The 18,908-nt window shown below is 32.7% G+C and carries 15 protein-coding genes; 5 read left to right on the top strand and 10 right to left on the bottom strand.

What is annotated here, in order from left to right:
* Positions 1–15 precede the first annotated feature (15 nt).
* The 3 genes from VDP25_RS02165 (at position 16) to VDP25_RS02175 (ending at position 3,580) form a co-directional block, all read left to right on the top strand.
* Positions 16–492: an acetyl-CoA carboxylase biotin carboxyl carrier protein subunit gene (locus tag VDP25_RS02165; protein ID WP_334466287.1), complete on the top strand. Its 477-nt coding sequence runs from the start codon at positions 16–18 to the stop codon at positions 490–492.
* Position 493: 1 nt separating this feature from the next.
* Positions 494–1,933, top strand: coding sequence for an acetyl-CoA carboxylase biotin carboxylase subunit (gene accC / locus VDP25_RS02170; RefSeq protein WP_334466288.1), 1,440 nt, complete (start codon positions 494–496; stop codon positions 1,931–1,933).
* Positions 1,934–2,038: 105 nt separating this feature from the next.
* Entirely contained in the window at positions 2,039–3,580 is a 1,542-nt protein-coding gene (locus VDP25_RS02175; RefSeq protein ID WP_334466290.1) for an acyl-CoA carboxylase subunit beta, read from the top strand.
* Positions 3,581–3,647: 67 nt separating this feature from the next.
* Here the strand turns inward: VDP25_RS02175 and VDP25_RS02180 are convergent, their stop codons facing one another.
* On the bottom strand, positions 3,648–4,094 hold the full coding sequence (locus tag VDP25_RS02180; RefSeq protein WP_334466291.1) for a DinB family protein: 447 nt from the start codon (positions 4,092–4,094) through the stop codon (positions 3,648–3,650).
* 69 nt (positions 4,095–4,163) lie between these two features.
* Here VDP25_RS02180 and VDP25_RS02185 point away from each other — a divergent pair, with 69 nt between their 5' ends.
* A complete protein-coding gene (locus VDP25_RS02185; RefSeq protein ID WP_334466293.1) occupies positions 4,164–5,375 on the top strand; it encodes a multidrug effflux MFS transporter in 1,212 nt (403 codons plus the stop codon).
* Here the strand turns inward: VDP25_RS02185 and VDP25_RS02190 are convergent.
* The 3 genes from VDP25_RS02190 to VDP25_RS02200 form a co-directional block, all read right to left on the bottom strand.
* The gene (locus tag VDP25_RS02190; RefSeq protein ID WP_334466295.1) at positions 5,372–5,992 is read right to left on the bottom strand and encodes an L-threonylcarbamoyladenylate synthase; all 621 of its coding nucleotides are present in this window, start codon (positions 5,990–5,992) and stop codon (positions 5,372–5,374) included. The genes VDP25_RS02185 and VDP25_RS02190 overlap by 4 nt on opposite strands.
* A gap of 16 nt (positions 5,993–6,008) precedes the next feature.
* Positions 6,009–8,336 (bottom strand): ATP-dependent helicase, encoded by a 2,328-nt coding sequence (locus VDP25_RS02195; RefSeq protein ID WP_334466297.1) that lies wholly within the window; start codon positions 8,334–8,336, stop codon positions 6,009–6,011.
* Positions 8,337–8,435: 99 nt separating this feature from the next.
* Positions 8,436–10,004 carry a hypothetical protein gene (locus VDP25_RS02200; RefSeq protein ID WP_334466299.1) on the bottom strand — a complete coding sequence of 523 codons (1,569 nt, stop codon included), beginning with the start codon at positions 10,002–10,004 and terminating at the stop codon, positions 8,436–8,438.
* A 130-nt stretch (positions 10,005–10,134) separates the two neighbouring features.
* Between VDP25_RS02200 and VDP25_RS02205 the strand changes: the two genes are divergently transcribed.
* On the top strand, positions 10,135–10,656 hold the full coding sequence (locus tag VDP25_RS02205; RefSeq protein ID WP_334466301.1) for a DUF7935 family protein: 522 nt from the start codon (positions 10,135–10,137) through the stop codon (positions 10,654–10,656).
* 28 nt (positions 10,657–10,684) lie between these two features.
* Here the strand turns inward: VDP25_RS02205 and bshA are convergent, their stop codons facing one another.
* The 6 genes from bshA to VDP25_RS02235 form a co-directional block, all read right to left on the bottom strand.
* The gene (bshA, locus tag VDP25_RS02210) at positions 10,685–11,821 is read right to left on the bottom strand and encodes an N-acetyl-alpha-D-glucosaminyl L-malate synthase BshA (RefSeq protein WP_334466303.1); all 1,137 of its coding nucleotides are present in this window, start codon (positions 11,819–11,821) and stop codon (positions 10,685–10,687) included.
* Positions 11,822–11,977: 156 nt separating this feature from the next.
* Positions 11,978–14,935, bottom strand: a complete 2,958-nt coding sequence (locus tag VDP25_RS02215; protein WP_334466305.1) for a glycoside hydrolase family 3 N-terminal domain-containing protein — start codon at positions 14,933–14,935, stop codon at positions 11,978–11,980.
* A gap of 137 nt (positions 14,936–15,072) precedes the next feature.
* A complete protein-coding gene (gene serB, locus VDP25_RS02220) occupies positions 15,073–16,296 on the bottom strand; it encodes a phosphoserine phosphatase SerB (protein ID WP_334466306.1) in 1,224 nt (407 codons plus the stop codon).
* Positions 16,297–16,373: 77 nt separating this feature from the next.
* Positions 16,374–16,859 carry an ABC transporter ATPase gene (locus VDP25_RS02225; protein WP_215925852.1) on the bottom strand — a complete coding sequence of 162 codons (486 nt, stop codon included), beginning with the start codon at positions 16,857–16,859 and terminating at the stop codon, positions 16,374–16,376.
* Between the two features lie 35 nt (positions 16,860–16,894).
* Positions 16,895–18,397, bottom strand: coding sequence for a PH domain-containing protein (locus tag VDP25_RS02230; RefSeq protein ID WP_334466311.1), 1,503 nt, complete (start codon positions 18,395–18,397; stop codon positions 16,895–16,897).
* Positions 18,384–18,905 (bottom strand): PH domain-containing protein, encoded by a 522-nt coding sequence (locus VDP25_RS02235; RefSeq protein WP_334466313.1) that lies wholly within the window; start codon positions 18,903–18,905, stop codon positions 18,384–18,386. The genes VDP25_RS02230 and VDP25_RS02235 overlap by 14 nt, the downstream gene beginning before the upstream one ends.
* Between the last annotated feature and the right edge of the window lie 3 nt (positions 18,906–18,908).

Here is an 18,908-nt window from a genome sequence, read left to right on the forward strand (position 1 = left end):
AACAAACTCAATTTTATGTATAAAATAAAAGTAAATACTTCTCATACTTTTGATGTCACTAAAGAAAGCATGGAAAAACTAGATGTTATAGAAACATCAACCAATAAATACCATATACTTCAAGATAATACAACGATAAAAGCAGAAATTTTAAATACTGATTTTAATCAGAAAACCTATACTATAAAAGTAAATAACACGGCTTATGACGTCGATATTTATGATGCGTTAGATCAACAAATTGAAGCTCTAGGTTTTGAAATAGGCGCTTCAAAACAAGTTAATGATGTAAAAGCACCAATGCCTGGATTAATTTTAGAAATCAATGTTAATGTTGGCGATGAAGTTAAAGAAAATGATGATCTTCTAATTTTAGAAGCTATGAAAATGGAAAATGTATTAACCTCACCAAGAGAAGGCGTTATAAAAGCTATTGAAGTTAAACAAGGTGAAACTGTCGATAAAAATGCACTCTTAATAGAATTTGAATAATATGAAAAAACTACTAGTAGCAAACAGAGGTGAAATAGCCATAAGAGTAATGCAAACAGCAAAAAAAATGGGCATCAAAACAGTGGCCGTTTTTTCAGAAGCTGATAGAAACGCTCTTCATGTAAAATATGCAGATCAAGCTGTTTGTATTGGCCCAGCACCTTCTAACGAATCGTACTTAAGAGGAGATAAAATTATAGAAGTTTCTAAATCGCTTAACGTAGATGCTATACATCCTGGTTATGGCTTTTTAAGTGAAAATGCCGATTTTGCAGAATTATGTGAAGCAAATAACATTATATTTATTGGTCCACGTTCTAAAGCCATAAAAGTAATGGGAAGCAAATTAGCGGCAAAAGAAACCGTTAAAGCTTATGATATTCCTATGGTTCCTGGTACAGATGAAGCCATTACCGATATTCCTGAAGCTAAAAAAATAGCCGAAGATATCGGTTTTCCTATTCTTATTAAAGCCTCTGCTGGCGGAGGTGGAAAAGGTATGCGTATTGTTGAAAAAGAAGCCGAATTTGAATCACAAATGGACAGAGCAATTAGTGAAGCTACTAATGCTTTTGGAGATGGCTCTGTGTTTATTGAAAAGTATGTTGCATCGCCAAGACACATCGAAATCCAAATCATGGCAGACACACAAGGTAATGTCATCCATTTATTTGAGCGTGAATGTTCTATTCAACGACGTCATCAAAAAGTAGTTGAAGAAGCACCATCAGCGGTTTTAACACCAGAATTGAGAGAAAAAATGGGGCAAGCAGCTATTAATGTTGCGCGTTCTTGTGATTATATAGGTGCTGGAACTGTAGAATTCCTTCTAGATGAAAATTTGAATTTCTATTTCCTAGAAATGAATACAAGGTTACAAGTTGAGCATCCTGTTTCTGAATGGATTGCTGGAGTAGATTTGGTAGAACTTCAAATACGCGTTGCTAGAGGCGAAAAATTAGATCTAAAGCAAGAGGATCTAAAAATTAATGGTCATGCTTTAGAACTCAGAGTTTATGCCGAAGATCCTATGAACGATTTTCTTCCAAGCGTAGGAAATTTAGAAATATACCAACTACCTGAAGGTAATAATATTAGAGTAGATAATGGCTTTGAAGAAGGTATGGACATCCCAATTTACTATGACCCAATGCTATCAAAACTAATTACTTACGGTAAAACACGTGAAGAAGCAATTGAAGTAATGGTAAATGCAATTGACAATTACCATATAAAAGGAGTACAAACTACTTTAGCCTTTGGTCGTTTTGTTTTTGAACATGATGCTTTTAAAAGCGGAAACTTTGATACACATTTTGTAAAAAAGTACTACTCACCTAGCCTTTTAGAAGAACAGCAAAAGTTAGAAGCAGAGATTGCTGCAAAAATTGCCTTAAAGCATTACTTAAAGGCACAAAAATTATTACGAGTACCGAATTAACACTGTCATTCTAAACCGTATATATAAATTAAAGATTCAGCATAAACTAATCCACATTACCAATTAGATTCTGAATCAAATACTGAATGACAAAACAAAAAAATTATGGATTCTAAAATAAAAACACTTAATGAAAAACTAGCCTTAGCCAAATTAGGAGGTGGACAAGCTAGAATAGACAAACAACACCAAAATAAAAAATTAACAGCAAGAGAACGTGTTCTTTACCTTTTAGATGAAGGTTCCTTTGAAGAGATTGGTGCTTTAGTTACCCATAGAACTAAAGATTTTGGCATGGCTGACCAACAATTTTATGGCGATGGTGTAGTTACAGGTTACGGAACGGTTAACGGTAAACTAATTTACGTTTTCGCTCAAGATTTTACTGTTTTTGGTGGTTCATTATCAGAAACTCATGCCGAAAAAATCTGTAAAATTATGGACATGGCCGTTAACGTTGGTGCTCCTATAATTGGATTAAACGACTCTGGTGGAGCACGAATTCAAGAAGGTGTCCGTTCTTTAGCGGGTTATGCAGATATATTTTATAGAAATGTTCAGGCCTCTGGTGTAATCCCTCAGATTTCTGCAATTATGGGACCTTGTGCAGGTGGAGCCGTTTATTCGCCTGCTATGACAGATTTTACACTTATGGTTCAAGATACAAGCTATATGTTTGTTACGGGCCCTAACGTTGTTAAAACAGTAACTAATGAAGAAGTAACAAGTGAAGAACTTGGAGGCGCAAGTGTACATTCTTCTAAATCTGGCGTAGCCCACAAGACAGCAACTAATGATGTAGAATGCTTAGAAGACATCAAAAAACTACTAAGCTATTTACCACAAAGCAATAAAGAAAAAGCAGATGATCTTCCTTTTGAACTTAAAGAAGAAGTTAGAGAATCGTTAGCAACTATTGTTCCTGACAATCCTAATAAGCCGTACGATATGCATCAAGTTATTGAAGGCATTATAGATAACGACTCTTTTTATGAAATTCATAAAGACTACGCAGAAAATATTATTGTAGGTTTTGCGCGTTTAGGTGGAAAATCTATAGGTATTGTTGCCAATCAACCAATGTTTTTGGCTGGTGTTTTAGATGTAGATAGTTCTAAAAAAGCAGCACGTTTTGTACGTTTCTGTGATTGTTTTAATATTCCGCTACTGGTCTTAGAAGATGTCCCAGGATTTTTACCAGGAACAGATCAGGAATGGAATGGAATTATAGTAAACGGAGCAAAATTATTATATGCATTTAGTGAAGCTACAGTGCCTAGAATAACCGTTATTACGCGTAAAGCTTATGGAGGAGCTTACGATGTAATGAATTCTAAACACATTGGAGCTGACATGAATTTTGCATGGCCAAATGCAGAGATTGCAGTTATGGGTGCAAAAGGTGCTGCCGAAATTATTTTTAAACGTGAGATTTCTAAAGCTGAAGATAAAGAAGCCAAATGGAAAGAAAAAGAAGCTGAATATGCTGAGTTATTCGCCAACCCTTATAGCGCAGCCGAACGTGGTTTTGTAGACGATGTCATTTTACCACAAAACACAAGACGTAAATTAATTAAAGCCTTTAGCATGCTTGAAAATAAAGATATTGTAAGGCCTAATCGTAAGCACGGGAACATCCCTTTGTAAGCAATAAGGCACACTTATTCTATAGACTTCACAGGTTATAAAATCTGTGAAGTCTTTTTTTTATCTGCTATTTTTCAATTAACCGTCTATGATAATTCACCTGTCCTAAATGATATGCAAGATGCGTACTTAAATGAACTAGAAAATACTCTGTAGTCATAGGTGCATTAAAAACCTGAAGTTTATATGCACTTTGTAAATCTTCAACAGTTAAATTTTGTAAAGTATTCTCTACAATACTAATAGTATCTTCAAGTTGTTTTATCAATTCAGATTTAGAAACTTCTGTTAATGAGAATTCTAAATTGCGTTGTCTTATATATCCTGAATGCCCTAAAACAGAACCTATAAAGTGATTTAAGTTTCCTATAAGATGCACACATAAACTTCCAGCAGAATTGCTCACTAAACCATCTATTTTCCATAGATTAGACGCATCCTTATATTGATTAATCTCTTCAATTAATTTACTAAGATCTCTTTTAAATAACGTTATTAGTGTATCTGTAAGCATCTATACATTTATTAAATATTAGTATTATTTCTCATCAAAAGTAGATAATAATTCACTTACTTTTGCCCAATGCAAAATCAAAAAAGGTCTCAATTAGAGTTTGTGGTATTAATGGCCGCGTTAATGTCTATTGTCGCACTTTCAATAGATGCAGTTTTACCTGCTTTACCTAAAATTGGTGAATATTTAAGCAGTGTAAATGAAACAGAAAATCAGAAGCTTATCACAGCTATTTTTTTAGGCTTAGGTTTTGGTCAGCTTATTTTTGGTCCACTGTCTGATAGTTTTGGACGTAAACCCATGGTTTATTTTGGCTTTGGTGTATTTGTTATTGCCTCTATTATATGTATCACGACAAGAAACTTTGAAATGATGCTTTTTGGACGAGTTTTACAAGGTGTAGGTTTATCATCACCAAGAACCATGAGTACTGCTATAGTTAGAGATTCTTATAGTGGTGACCATATGGCAAAAATTTTGTCTATCGTTACCATGACCTTTATTTTAGTACCAGTAATTGCTCCCATGTTAGGTCAGTTTTTATTGAACCATTTTGGATGGCACTCAATTTTTACAGTAAACTTAGCTTTTGGATTGTTAGTAATGCTATGGTTTTGGAGGCGACAACCAGAAACACTTCATGAAAAATATCAAAAGACATTTAAATTATCAAATTTTAAATCTGGTGTAACCACCTTTTTTAGAATAAAGTCTGCCATTGTTTACACATTGCTTTCTGGTTTAATTACGGGTTCTTTTATGGTGTATTTAAGTACATCGCAACACATCTTTCAAGTGCAGTACAATCTAGGAGATTTGTTTCCTTATATTTTTGCTAGTTTGGCTATTACTATTGGTCTTGCTACGTTTTTAAATAGCGCAATAGTAATTCGGTTTGGTATGTGGAATTTGGTTAACATTGCTTTAATCGCATTTGTTGTTAACGCTCTTATATATGTGATATTATTCTGGTCTGGTGTAAACCCTCCTATAGAAATTTTAATGGTGTTCTTAATGCTTCAATTTGCAAGTGTTGCGTTCTTATTTGGAAATTATAGAGCTTTAGCTATGGAACCTATGGGACATATTGCAGGAGTTGGAGCTGCCCTAAACGGATTTATTTCTACCGTTATGGCTGTACCAATAGCGAACTTTATTGGTAGTTTTATAAAAACTTCTGTATTACCTCTATTTATAGGTTTTTTAGTAACAGGTGTTATAGGTCTAATTTTATTTTACAGTGTAAAGAAACCTGTAAGAGAAAACCTGAACAAGGTTTAAAAAATTTCTAAACCACCTTTACCCTCTCTAACAACCTCTGGAGGATCTACAGATAAATCTACAATGGTTGATGCTTCATTGTCTCCATAACCGCCGTCGATAACAATATCTACTAAATTATCCCATTTTTCAAGGATTAATTCAGGATCTGTTGTGTACTCTAAAACATCATCATCATCTCTTATAGATGTTGAAACAATAGGATTACCTAAAGCAGCTACTATGGCTAAAGCTATAGAGTTATCTGGGACCCTAATACCAACCGTTTTTCGTTTTTTGAAAGGATTTGGTAAGTTTTTAGAACCTGGTAAAATAAAGGTATAGGGCCCTGGCAATGCGCGCTTCAGAATCTTAAATGTTGTTGTATCAATCTGTTTTACGTAATCACTTAGATTACTTAAATCCTCACAAACAAATGAAAAATTAGATTTTTCTAACTTTACACCCTTAATTTGAGCAATACGTTCTAAGGCTTTTATATTAGTAATATCACAACCTAATCCGTAAACAGTATCTGTTGGATATATGACTAAACCACCACTTTTAAGTACTTTAACAACTTTCTGAATCTCTTTAGGATTCGGATTCTCAGGATATATTTTAATAAATTCTGCCATAATGAGTGTCCATAAATTATCGCATTATTTGGAGCTTAGCAAAACGCAATAATAGCTTTTTTGTATCTCCTTTTTGAAATTTAATTTCGGCTTTGGCGTCTGCACCTTTACCTTCAATTTTAATTACTTCTCCTCTACCAAAACGTTGGTGATTTACTTTATTACCAACTTCTAATTTTTTATCAAAAGAATCAGTGTCGCTTTCTGCTTCACTTACTGGAACCATTTTTTTAGGTGCACTGATTTCAAAATTTTCTGGTTTCGTTTTTGTCTTCTTTTTTGGCATTTTTGCAGTTTTTGGTTTTGCAAATCTAACACGATTCGGCTCTATATCTCCAAATATGGAGGCATCTAACATTGGATTATGTCGTTCTTTTAAAGGTGTTGTAATATTTATAAATTCATCATCAATTTCTTCGATAAATCGACTTGGTTCTGCATCTATCAATTTTCCCCAACGATATCTAGATAATGTATAAGTTAAATACGCTTGTTTTTCGGCTCTTGTCAAAGCTACATAAAATAATCGACGTTCTTCTTCAAGCTCGCTTCTTGTATTCATACTCATGCCACTTGGAAATAAATCTTCTTCCATACCAACAATAAATACATGTCCAAATTCTAGACCTTTTGCTAAGTGAATCGTCATTAAAGCCACATGGTCTGGATCTCCTTTGTCGCCATCTAAGTCTGTTGCCAATGCCACATCCTCTAAAAATTCGGCTAGAGAATCACCTGCATCAGCTAATTCCATTTGTCCTTCAACAAAATCTTTAATACCGTTTAATAATTCTTGAACGTTATCTGTTTTTGTTACACCTTCTGGTGTTCCATCTTTGCCAAGCTCTCTAATTAGTCCACTGGTTTTAGAGACATGCTCGGCTAAATCGAATGCATTTGCGGTCTGATTCATCACCTTATAACTCTCTATAAGTGTTACAAAATCGCGTAATTTATTTTTTGTACCATTATTAATGTTGATATTAACCGAATCAATATCCTTCATTACATCATACATGGTTTTTCCTGTAGCATTGGCCGCAACAACCAAACGATCTACTGTCGTCTGACCAATTCCTCTTGCCGGATAATTGATAACACGCTTTAGAGCTTCTTCATCTGCAGAATTTAAAATTAAACGCAAATAAGCCGTAACGTCTTTAATCTCTTTACGTTGGTAAAACGATAAACCTCCGTATATTCGATATGGAATATCACGTTTTCTCAAAGCATCTTCAATGGCTCTAGATTGTGCATTGGTACGATACAACACAGCAAAATCGCTATTGTGTAATTGTTCGTTCATTTTAGTTTCCCAAATAGTACTAGCGACATATCTCCCTTCATCACCATCAGTTAATGCTCGGTGAACTATTACTTTCTCTCCTTCGTCATTTGCTGTCCAAACAATTTTATCTAATTTGGTTTTATTGTGCTCTATAACCGAATTGGCGGCACCAACAATATTTTTAGTAGAACGGTAATTTTGTTCTAATCGGAACATTTTTACACCATCGTAATCCTTTTGGAAATTTAAAATATTATTAATATTCGCACCACGGAAGGCATAGATACTCTGAGCATCATCTCCTACCACACAAATATTTTGAAAACGGTCTGCTAAGGCTCTAACAATTAAATATTGCGAATGATTGGTATCTTGATACTCATCCACTAAAATATATCTAAACTTATCTTGGTATTGTGCCAATACATTAGGAAAACGCGTTAATAACTCATTTGTTCTCAATAACAAATCGTCAAAATCCATGGCACCTGCTTTAAAACAGCGGTCTACATATTCTTTGTAAATTTCACCCATTCTAGGTCTCCTTGCCATGGCATCGGCTTCCATAAGTTCAGGGTTTTTAAAATAAGCCTTAACAGTAACTAAACTGTTTTTATACGATGAAATTCTACTAAACACTTGCTTCGTTTTGTAGATATCTTTGTCGAGTCCCATTTCTTTAATAATGGCACCGATTAACTTTTGGCAATCTTGAGTATCGTATATTGTAAAATTACTTGGATAACCAAGGTGATGACCTTCAAAACGTAATATCTTAGCGAAAACAGAGTGAAATGTTCCCATCCACAAGTTTTTTGCTTCACTTTCGCCAACGATATCAGCAATTCTACTTTTCATTTCTTTGGCCGCTTTATTAGTAAAGGTTAAGGCTAAAATATTGAAAGAATCAATACCCTTACTCATTAAATAAGCGATACGATACGTAAGCACACGTGTTTTACCAGAACCTGCACCAGCAATGATAATCATTGGTCCATCGACCTGAATTGTAGGTTCTAATTGTGCGTCATTAAGTTGACTGAGATACTTTTCCAAACTAAAAATTTTTGAAGGAGTAAAATTACGGATACTCTTATAGTTTTCCGCATCTAAATCCGATAAATTACAAACAATATTTTAATGGCTATATATTAATTAGTTTTCCTTCTTTCCATCTCCTGTCATTACAGAAAGTAAACCGCTTCTTATATTTAACCAAACATAATTAAATACAGATTTGGTAACATCGCGCTCTACACCTTCTGCTTGCCCATAACGAAATACTTTTTTTTCGTCGTCACTGTCTTTTGATATAAACAAATTAACGATAGTTGATAGAAATTTATTTTTCTCTTTTCCATCTTTTTTTAAGATCAAAACTTCAAAATCATCATATTTCATTTTCATATCTATTCTAGATGTACTTGGGTTGCCGCTAATTGTGAAATAAGTTTGTTGTAACTCTCCATTAAGATCTACATTAAGGTTAGGTTTTGTAAACTGATCCATAGTTACAGCTTCAAACAATCCTAAATCGGCTTTAAATACAAATTGATCTGTAGTATCAGCGACTTTGAAATTCCAATTGACTTCGATTGATGAATTTTCCATAAAAGTTGAATTCACTTTTATTAAAGTACTTTCATTAAGATATGTATTACCGACATTAGTCATTATTGCATTCATAGCTGTAAAATCTAGTCGTCCTGCCTTTTCGTCTACGTTTACTTTTTCTAAATATGAAACTTTACCGTTTCGAATTTCAACTGAATTTAATCCCAATTCAAAATCTAAATCCCTGAGCAAGGTGCCGTATAATTTTTTATAAGTCTCATCATCTGCAACTAACTTATCTCTATAAATTTCTGCTTTAAGTGAATTTAAAAGTACTTTTCCCGATTTAAAATAAAACGTTTTATCATCATTAAACCCAAAATTCATGTCTAAAAATTTCACTTCGTTTATATGAAGGTCGAAATGATCGCGTTCCGTTTTAAGAATTTCTGAATATTCCGCTTTATCATATTTTGTTTTGAGCTTAAAATCACTAAAAGTCGCATTATCATTAGTAATCTGAATTGAATTTACCCATAAATCATCAAACTCATTTATTGTCCATTTTAGGTTCTTAGCTGCCAAGGTAAAATTGCCATACCTAATTTTCTTATCCTTTTTTGAGGCTTTAGGATTAATTTGAACATCGTTTAATTCAAAATTAAATTTAGGCATACTTAAAAGCGTACTATCTGTATCATATTCGGTTATTAACACATCTGCATTAGTGATGGCTATTTTTTCAACAGCAATAATTTGTTTTATTTGATTTAGAAACCCCTTTTCATAGTCGTCGTTATTCACCTTTGGATTGTGTTTATATGTTGCCACTAGCCGATTAATAATTAACGTTTCTACTGAAATCTTATCATTAAAAAGGTAATCCCAATATCCCAAATTATTAATTTCAATAGTTTTAAGCGTTGCGTCTAAAATGGTCTTATTAGTAGTTTTTCCTGAAACAACTACTTTTGGCGATGCTAATTCTAAATTTCCTGTCCAAACATTAACGTCTATTGATTGGTACTCTACCTTTACAGATTTAGGTAAGTCATCAATAACTGTTGCTATTTTGTTTTCAATAATTAAATTCAATGCAAAGGTTGATGCTACAATTACCAATAAAACAATGGCAATAATAATTCCTATTTTTTTTTGTTTACGACTCATAGTTTTAGTGATAAATTTTCAAAATCTTTAAAATAAATTAACTTTACAGATTGGATATTGAATTTACATATAAGACTATGTCATTCTTAACCAATAACAAATTAATCTTAACTCAAAAAAATCAATTTTAATGGATATTGATAATATTATAGAACTTCTTTTTAGTATTGCTCCTGCAGTAATTGTTGGTACTATTGCCTATTACTTTTTTAAGCAACATATTGAAAATGAAAACCGTATGAGACGCTTCTTATTACAAAAAGATTTACAAAAAGAAAGCTTTCCTTTACGCTTACAAGCTTATGAACGTATGACTCTTTTTTTAGAACGCACATCTCCTTCTAAACTGCTTACTAGAGTACTCCCAACCTCTTCTAACAAAGAAGATTACGAAAGTTTACTTATAGCCACGATTGAGCAAGAGTTTGAGCACAATTTATCACAACAAATTTATGTTAGTGACCAATGTTGGTCTATTACTCAAGCCGCAAAAAACGCAACGATACAGTTGATTAGAAAGGCTACTATACAAGAGCAAACAGATACGGCAAACAAGCTTCGCGAAGTCATTTTAACAGATCTTATGGATAAACCTGCGCCTAGTAATGCAGCACTGGCTTTTATTAAAGAAGAAGTTAGTGAAATGTGGTAGGTTATTATTTGTTAAGTTTAAAGACAACTTAATGAACCATAAATTGCTTTAACGTTTTTTCATATACACTTTCGTACATAGGTACAATATTTCTCAAGTCAAATTTTTGAGACTGTGCTTTTGCGTTGGCTTTAAACTGCTTTAAGGTTTCTACGTCTGATAAGATTTTTATGGCATTTGCCGACATATCTTTTACAGCTCCAACATCGCTTAAATAGCCAGAAAAACCATCTTCGTTAACCTCTGACAAACCACCAGTATTAGTTGAAATTACAGGAACTCCACTTGCCATAGCCTCTAAAGCTGCTAAGCCAAAGCTTTCTGTTTTAGATGGCAACAAGAACAAATCACTAAAACATAGAATTCTATCGATTTCATGGCTATTTCCGAAGAAAATTACACGATCAGAAATCCCTAATTCTTCAACCAAGCGTTCTGCACCTTCTTTTTCTGGTCCTTCACCAACCAACATTAACTTAGCTGGTAATTCCTTTTGAAGGTTATAGAAAATCTTAATTACATCTGGAATACGTTTAACTTCTCTAAAATTACTGATGTGTGTTATAATGCGCTCATCATCATCTGCCATCATACCACGTTGACAATCTGTAAAATTGTGTTCATGTTTTTCTAAATCTATAAAGTTAGGCACAACATAAATGTCTTTCTTTATATCAAACAAACGCATCGTATCTTTCTTTAAGCTTTCAGACACAGAAGTTACAGCATTAGATTTATTTATACTAAAAGTTACTGCAGGTTTGTAAAACGGATGGCTTCCTACTAAAGTAATATCTGTACCATGTAGTGTCGTTACAATAGGAATATAAATCCCTTCGTCTTTAAGCATTTGCTGAGCCATATAAGCTGCATAAGCATGAGGAATAGCGTAATGTACGTGCAACAATTCTATACCATACAACTTTACCATATCTACCAGTTTACTAGATAGAGCTAATTCATAAGGCTGGTAATGAAATAAGGGATATTCTGGCACATGAACTTCGTGAAAATGTACATTACTACTCAACAATTCTAAACGAACAGGCTGACTGTAAGTAATAAAGTGAATCTCGTGACCACGTTTTGAAAGCTCTAAACCTAATTCCGTAGCAACAACTCCACTTCCGCCAAATGTTGGGTAACAAACTATTCCTATTTTCATGTGTATAAAAACTATTATTAATGATGTTTTCTTGAGTACAGTCGGAAAACTTTTAAAATTTAAAACGAAGTTAATTCCGATTATGCATAATCTATGATTCTAATTAAAATAAAGTCTCATACATTCTAAAATCCTTACATTTTTTAAACGATTAAATTATTCAATAATCGCCTCATAAATTAAACGCTGAATTTCAGTTCTAATATTCTCTCTAAGTAACAAATTCTTACCTGCTTGAGGATACGTTCTATTTGCCAAAAAGACATATATAATTTCTTCTTCTGGATCTGCCCAAGCATAAGTCCCTGTAAAACCGGAATGACCAAAACTGGTCATAGATAAACAACCGCAAGTTGGGCCTTCTTCTCCTAATTGTGGTTTATCAAACCCAATACCACGACGATTATTATTACCACAATAATAGCAGTAATTAAATTTATCTATGGTTTCACTTTTTAGATAACGTTTTCCACCATAAAACCCTTTCTGCAAATACATCTGCATTATTTTAGCAACATCATTAGCATTACTAAAAACACCTGCATGACCACCTACTCCGTCTTGCATAGCAGCTCCCATATCATGTACATAACCATGTACTTTTTTATAGCGATAATAATTATCTATTTCTGTTGGTACAATATCTTTTAAACTGAATTTTTTTCGTGGATTATAAGTTGTGTAATTCGCACCAAGAGATTTATAAAACCTATCTTCTGTAATTTCATTTAAAGGCTTATCGTAAAATCCTTCGAGGTAATCTTTAAGAATATAATAAGGTAAATCACTATATCTATAACGCAAACTAGATAGCAAATCACTTTCTCTAATAATTTTTTGAATAGAGTCTTTGTAATCATTTCGCATAAAAAGCGTATTGGTTACCTCTACTTCAAATCCTGCGGTTTTAGTTTTTCTGTAATACTTAGGGTCTGGTTTTTTTGTAACCGTATCTAAAGTGGCATAATAAAAAGGAATCCAAGGTTTAAGTTGCGCATAATGTGACAACATTTTCTTTAAGGTTACATTTTTCTTATTTGTATTTTTATATTCTACCATTAAATCCCCTAGCTTATCATCTAAAGATAAAGAACCTTGTTCTTCTAACTCCATTAAAACAGGAAGTGTGGCTAGTATTTTAGTTAATGACGCTACATCATAGATATCGTCAAAATCTACTTTATTTTTTTTATCATAAGTGTGATACCCAAAATTCTTATTGTAAATTACCTTACCTTTTCGTGCTACCAAAAGTTGAATTCCTGGTGTCATTTTCCCGTTTACAGCGTGATTTGCTACAGAATCTATTCGGCTTAATAACTTAGAATCCATCCCAACACGTTCTGGCAGTCCATAACTTAAGCTCAGTAAACTATTATAAGTTATACCTGTACCAACTGGAAAAAACTGACCTGTACTTACTGGTAATTTTCCTTTTGCTGGAATCGCTCCAAAAATAAGTTGTGCTGATTTTTCTTGAGCGATTTTACTGTTTTGATAGCTCATTACAATGCCTTCAATATTTTCTATTGATAGTAAATCATTTAAGGTATAAGGTCTTGCAAAGATATCTAAGATTACAGTGTTGGTCCTCGCAATTTCATAGAGCCATGCCATTTCTTTTTGAGAGAATTTAAAGCCCTTCCATGGATTGGCATTAGACTTATGAAAACCAATAACAACCGTATTATAATTATGAAGCTTCGTTATAACTCCATCTAATTTATCTGCTGTTATCTCGTGAACTTTTGTGTATTTTTTTAATTCATCTAAAAAAGCAGAACCATCATCATCACCAAGTGATACATAGGCAATTTTCTTAGTTTCTAAATCTCTTAATGGTAATATATCATTGGTATTTTTAACCACTGTAATGGCATTTTCCATGAGTTCTTCATAGAGGGCGTCGTCTTTAAGTCTGTTTAAGTCTTTTTCTAAATCGTAGATTCCAATAGGCGAATAATTATTGAGTCCTACTTTGTATTTAGCCATTAAAATTTTCTTAACAGAATGTGCTAATCGTTCCTCTGTTATAGTGCCATTATTATAAGCTTCAACAAATTTAGCAATTCCCTTAGCTGGATCTTCAGACATAAGCATCACATCATTACCTGCTAAAAATGCCATTAAATCAATTTCTCCTCCTTTGATTAAACTTTTTGTTCTAGTTCCATCTACACCTTTCTCTACATAATCTGCAGCACCTTTCATGGTTAAGGCATCTGTAAAAATTAAGCCATTAAAGCCTAATTGTTCTTTTAAAATATCTGTTACAATATGCTTAGATAATGATGAAGGAAAATCTCTTCGCGATTCTAAACTTGGTACATTTAAGTGTGCTACCATAACACTTGCCAAACCTTGTTTTATTAATTTCTTATAAGGATACAACTCTATAGAATCGATTCGTTTAGCACTAAAATTAATGGTTGGTAATTTTAAATGAGAATCATCTTCAGTATCTCCGTGACCTGGAAAATGTTTGGCATTGGCTAAAGTTCCTGCACTTTGCATACCTTTCATAAATGCTAAGCCTTTTTCTGTAACATTGTCTCTATCTTCCCCAAAAGAACGATTTCCAATAATTGGATTTTTAGGATTGGTGTTAATGTCTACAGCAGGCGCAAAATTAAAATGCACGCCCAATCGTTTACAATGTTCACCTATTTGTCTTCCTGTTTGCTCTACTAATTTATTATCAGTAATTGCTCCAAGTGTCATATTCCATGGGAACGCATAAGTAGAATCTAAACGCATACTTAAACCCCATTCTGCATCCATTCCTACTAATAGAGGGATTTTAGAAGCGGCTTGTAATTCGTTGTTTAATTTGGCTTGGCGTATTGGTCCGCCATTAGAATAAATTAAACCTCCTATATGATGACCTGTAATTAATTTTGCTATACTATTTTCGTGTGCTTTTCCCTTGTCTGAAAACACTTGTACCATAAATAATTGTCCTATTTTTTCTTCTATAGACATAGAACCGTAAAGACTATCAACCCATTTCTGTTGCTGAACAACATCTTGAGACTGAAGTGGATTAGCAGAAAGGTCTTGTGCAAAGTTTATTTGAAAACAAGCACATATAAGAATAAGGGCAAAATAACGCATTAGCAATCTTTTATCGTTTTAGGTTAAGTACACAAAGTGATAACGAATATTATGCCAAAATAGCATATTTAGCAGTAAGTAAAAAGACTTTAAGATAGTTTTATAAACTAGGCGATAAACATTTTAATTTTTAAAAATTAAGAAAGCAAATCAATTTGACGATCATGATAACCCAACAAATACAACACACCATCTAATCCTATACTAGAAATAGAACTTTGTGCACTGTCTTTTACTTTTGGTTTGGCATGAAACGCAATTCCTAAACCTGCAAGGTTAAGCATTTGCAAATCATTTGCTCCATCACCAACAGCTATAGTTTGACTAATATCAATTCCCATTTCATCTGCTAATTGTTGTAAATATTCCGCTTTTTTGCTTCCATCAACAATGTCGCCTAAATACCCTCCTGTTAAAACTCCATCTTTAATTTCTAACTGGTTAGCAAACACATAATCGATATCTAATTTTTTCTGAAGGTAGTGTCCAAAATAAGTAAAACCACCTGATAATATAGCGGTTTTAAAACCGTAATAGTGTAATGTGTCTATTAGACGTTTAGCTCCTTTTGTAATTGGTAAACGTTCGGCAACTTCTTGCAAAACAGTTTCACTTAAACCTTCTAAGAGTTTCATTCGTCTTTTAAAGCTTTCGTTAAAATCTATTTCGCCTTGCATCGCAGATTCGGTAATGGCTTTTACCTCGTCACCTACTCCTGCTAATTCTGCTAGTTCATCAATAACTTCGGTTTGAATTAAAGTTGAATCCATATCAAAACAAACCAAACGTCTGTTTCTTCTAAAAATATTATCTTCTTGGAAAGCTATATCAGCATCTAATTCTCTTGAAATTTCCATAAATTTCTGAGTAAAATCGGTCTTATCTCCTATTTTTCCTCTAATGGATAGCTGAATGGATGCTCTTGGGTATTCTTCTTTTTTAACGAGAGATAAACGCCCTGTTAATCGTTTTATCGAATCGATATTTAAATTCTTTTCAGAAATTATTTTAGTGACTTCAGAGATTTGTTCTGCAGCCAATTTTTCGCCTAAAATAGTTATGATGTAACGATCTTTACCTTGTTGATTTACCCAGTTCTCATAATCTTCAAGCGATATTGGTTTGAATTTCGCTTTGATGCCTAGTTCGTAGGCCTTAAACAATAAATCTTTAAGAACTGCTGACGATTTTTTACCTGATTTTATTTCAAACATGATTCCTAAGGATAAGGTATCATGAATATTAGCTTGACCAATATCTAAAATTTTAGCATCATATTCTGCTAAAACACTAGTAAGAGATGATGTTAAACCCGGTTTATCTTGTCCTGAAATATTTAATAAAAAAATGTCTGTAGCCACAATTTAAAGTTTGTCGTTTTTGTAGAACGTAAAAGTGACTATTCTATCTGAAATATAAAAGTTTTTTAGACAAAGTGTTATTTAATAAATCTATTATGCCAACTTTCACTTGCTGGAACTTCCCAGTTTTCATTAAACTCAGCAATATTAGTTACTAGATTATTAAAAACAATAGTATTCTTAGACACGGCTTTTTGCTGTGCCATTTTTTTGAAGTCCGTTAATGGTTTATACGCAATGAATTCTCCTTGTTTGTAAGATACATTCATTTTATCCATTAAATCTACATTGTATTGCTGCTCTAATTGTTGAATAAAATTGACAGACGCATCAATTGAACAACCTGTTGCACTATTTAAACTTTGGTCCATAGCAATAACGATAAATCGTTTATAAACTAATTTATAACCTGCTTTTAGATCTTTTCCATGTGCTGTCCAAGCTTCAATAAATGTATCTAATTGGCTTTTTAATTGCTCTAGTTCTTCTTCTGAAAACGAACGATTAGCTTGGTAAATCCAAACTCTGGATTCTTCTGGTAAGGTATTAAAATCGACTAGCATAAATTTCTCTTATTTCTGAATGCAAAAATACGATTTTACATCCAATCTCTATCCTGAGATTCGACCTTATATAACAAGAAATTATAAATAGATAAAGCCTCTAGTTTTGAAACATAAGGAATAGTAACCGATTTTGATGCTGTTGAAATAACCAGAGAAGCAATGTCACTTCGCTGCTGAAACAGTGTTTGTTTTAATTCAACTTCTTGTATTTTATGAATTTCAAGAATATTTGTGGTCGTATCAATTACACCACTTCCTATAGTTAAAAAATTATCTGAAATTTTATAATAGGCTTTCTTGTACGCAAAATAAACATATAACACTGCAAAAGGCACAAAGACAACATTAATCCACAACATCTCTATACCAAATAAAAATAGAGACAAAGCATTAATTACAATTCCAAAAGCTAACATTTCTAGTACAGAAATTCGTATAAAGTAAGGTCTTGGTTTGGCAACTTCTCCTTCGTTATTATAATTTATTAATAGTTTATTTATAAGATGATTAAGCTGTTCTTTTTCTAAAGCAACAATTTTAAAATTCTTTTGTTGCTTAGCATTTACCATCGCTTGTTTTACAGATAAGCTATGCAAGTTAAAATATTGCTTTACACGATTGGTTTTAATAACCAAATTCTGAATACGGCTTGGTGTTAAACTCAGGGATACTTTATTAAAAAGTCCTTTGTTAATTTCTATCGTTTTTTGATGCTCAACAACTTCGAGATTAAAATTGATGATAAACGTTGTAACTATTGAGAATAAAAATGAAAACAATACAACCACAAGAATAATTACGACATTAGTGATTATTAGATTTAAAATTGTGTCTTCGTCTAATTTCACTAAACCTTCAACGTGTTTTTCTAATTCTAAATCTTTTAAAAAGTCTTTGAATTCACTATATATCCCATAAGCAAAAGTTAGTATCAGTAAAAAGCTCTTAAAGTGATTTTGAGATATACCTTCTAATAACAAACGTTTAGGTGTAACTTTAAAGAATACTTCTGATGCTTCAATAGTGTCTATTTGCTCTGCATGTTCATTTTCAACATTGGCTTTATTGAATAACTTTTTCTTTAACAATAACGCTGTTGGCTTATCTAGGGCGCTAATTTCAATTTCAGACTTTTTATCGCCTGCTGTCTCAATTTTAACAGAGACCACATTTATAATTTGTTGTAGAAAATTTTGTTTTATGTATACATTCTGGATTTTAGACTTTGGAATAATAGTATTGTCTTTATTTATAATTCCGGTAGCCAAATGAAAATCATCTTTACTAAGATGAAACTTGAAATTAAGATATTTTAAAATGGCAATAACTAATATAATAATTAGAACTCCCAACAAAGCTAATAGCATCATTGTTGGTGTTATACCACCAAAAGATTTTCTACGCATTATAGAAACACCAAATGCTATAAAAAGCACAAAAAACTTTTTAAAAAATGAAAAAGCATTAAATGCAAAAATGATAATAATACCTTTAGAAGACTGCCTTATCGGTTGCGAAAAATCAGTTGTTTCCATTAACCTTGTCGCTAATTATTTCTTTTATCTGCTTGGCTTCAATATACGGTAACCCTTTAATGCTTAAGTCGCTACCAGCTTCTCCTGCTGTAAATATTTTAAGTGTAGCTAAACCAAAATGTCTTGCTAACCAACTTCGAGATTCTTCTACGTGTTGGATTCTAGATATAGGAACTGTAGTTATAGAATGCACCAGCAATCCTTTAGCATATACAACATCGTGTTCTCGCATAGCGTATTTTCGCTTTTTAAATGCTAATAAACTAACTATGAAATTAAAAATACAGAACACCACTACAGCAGATAGCATGTACCATAAATTAAGTTGAACCTCTTCTTTTTTCTCAATAATGTATTTTAACCCAAATACTAATCCTATTAACCCTGTATAAAGAGCTAATTTGTTTAGCAGAATAATCTTTAGGTATGATTTTGAAATGGGTTTTAAAACGACATCCTCAACTTTAGGTAATTGCTCTGTTTGAATTTGAAGATTTGTGAAGTTCATTGT

It is taken from the genome of Winogradskyella sp. ECml5-4 (assembly GCF_036903175.1).
Lineage (GTDB): Bacteria > Bacteroidota > Bacteroidia > Flavobacteriales > Flavobacteriaceae > Winogradskyella > Winogradskyella damuponensis.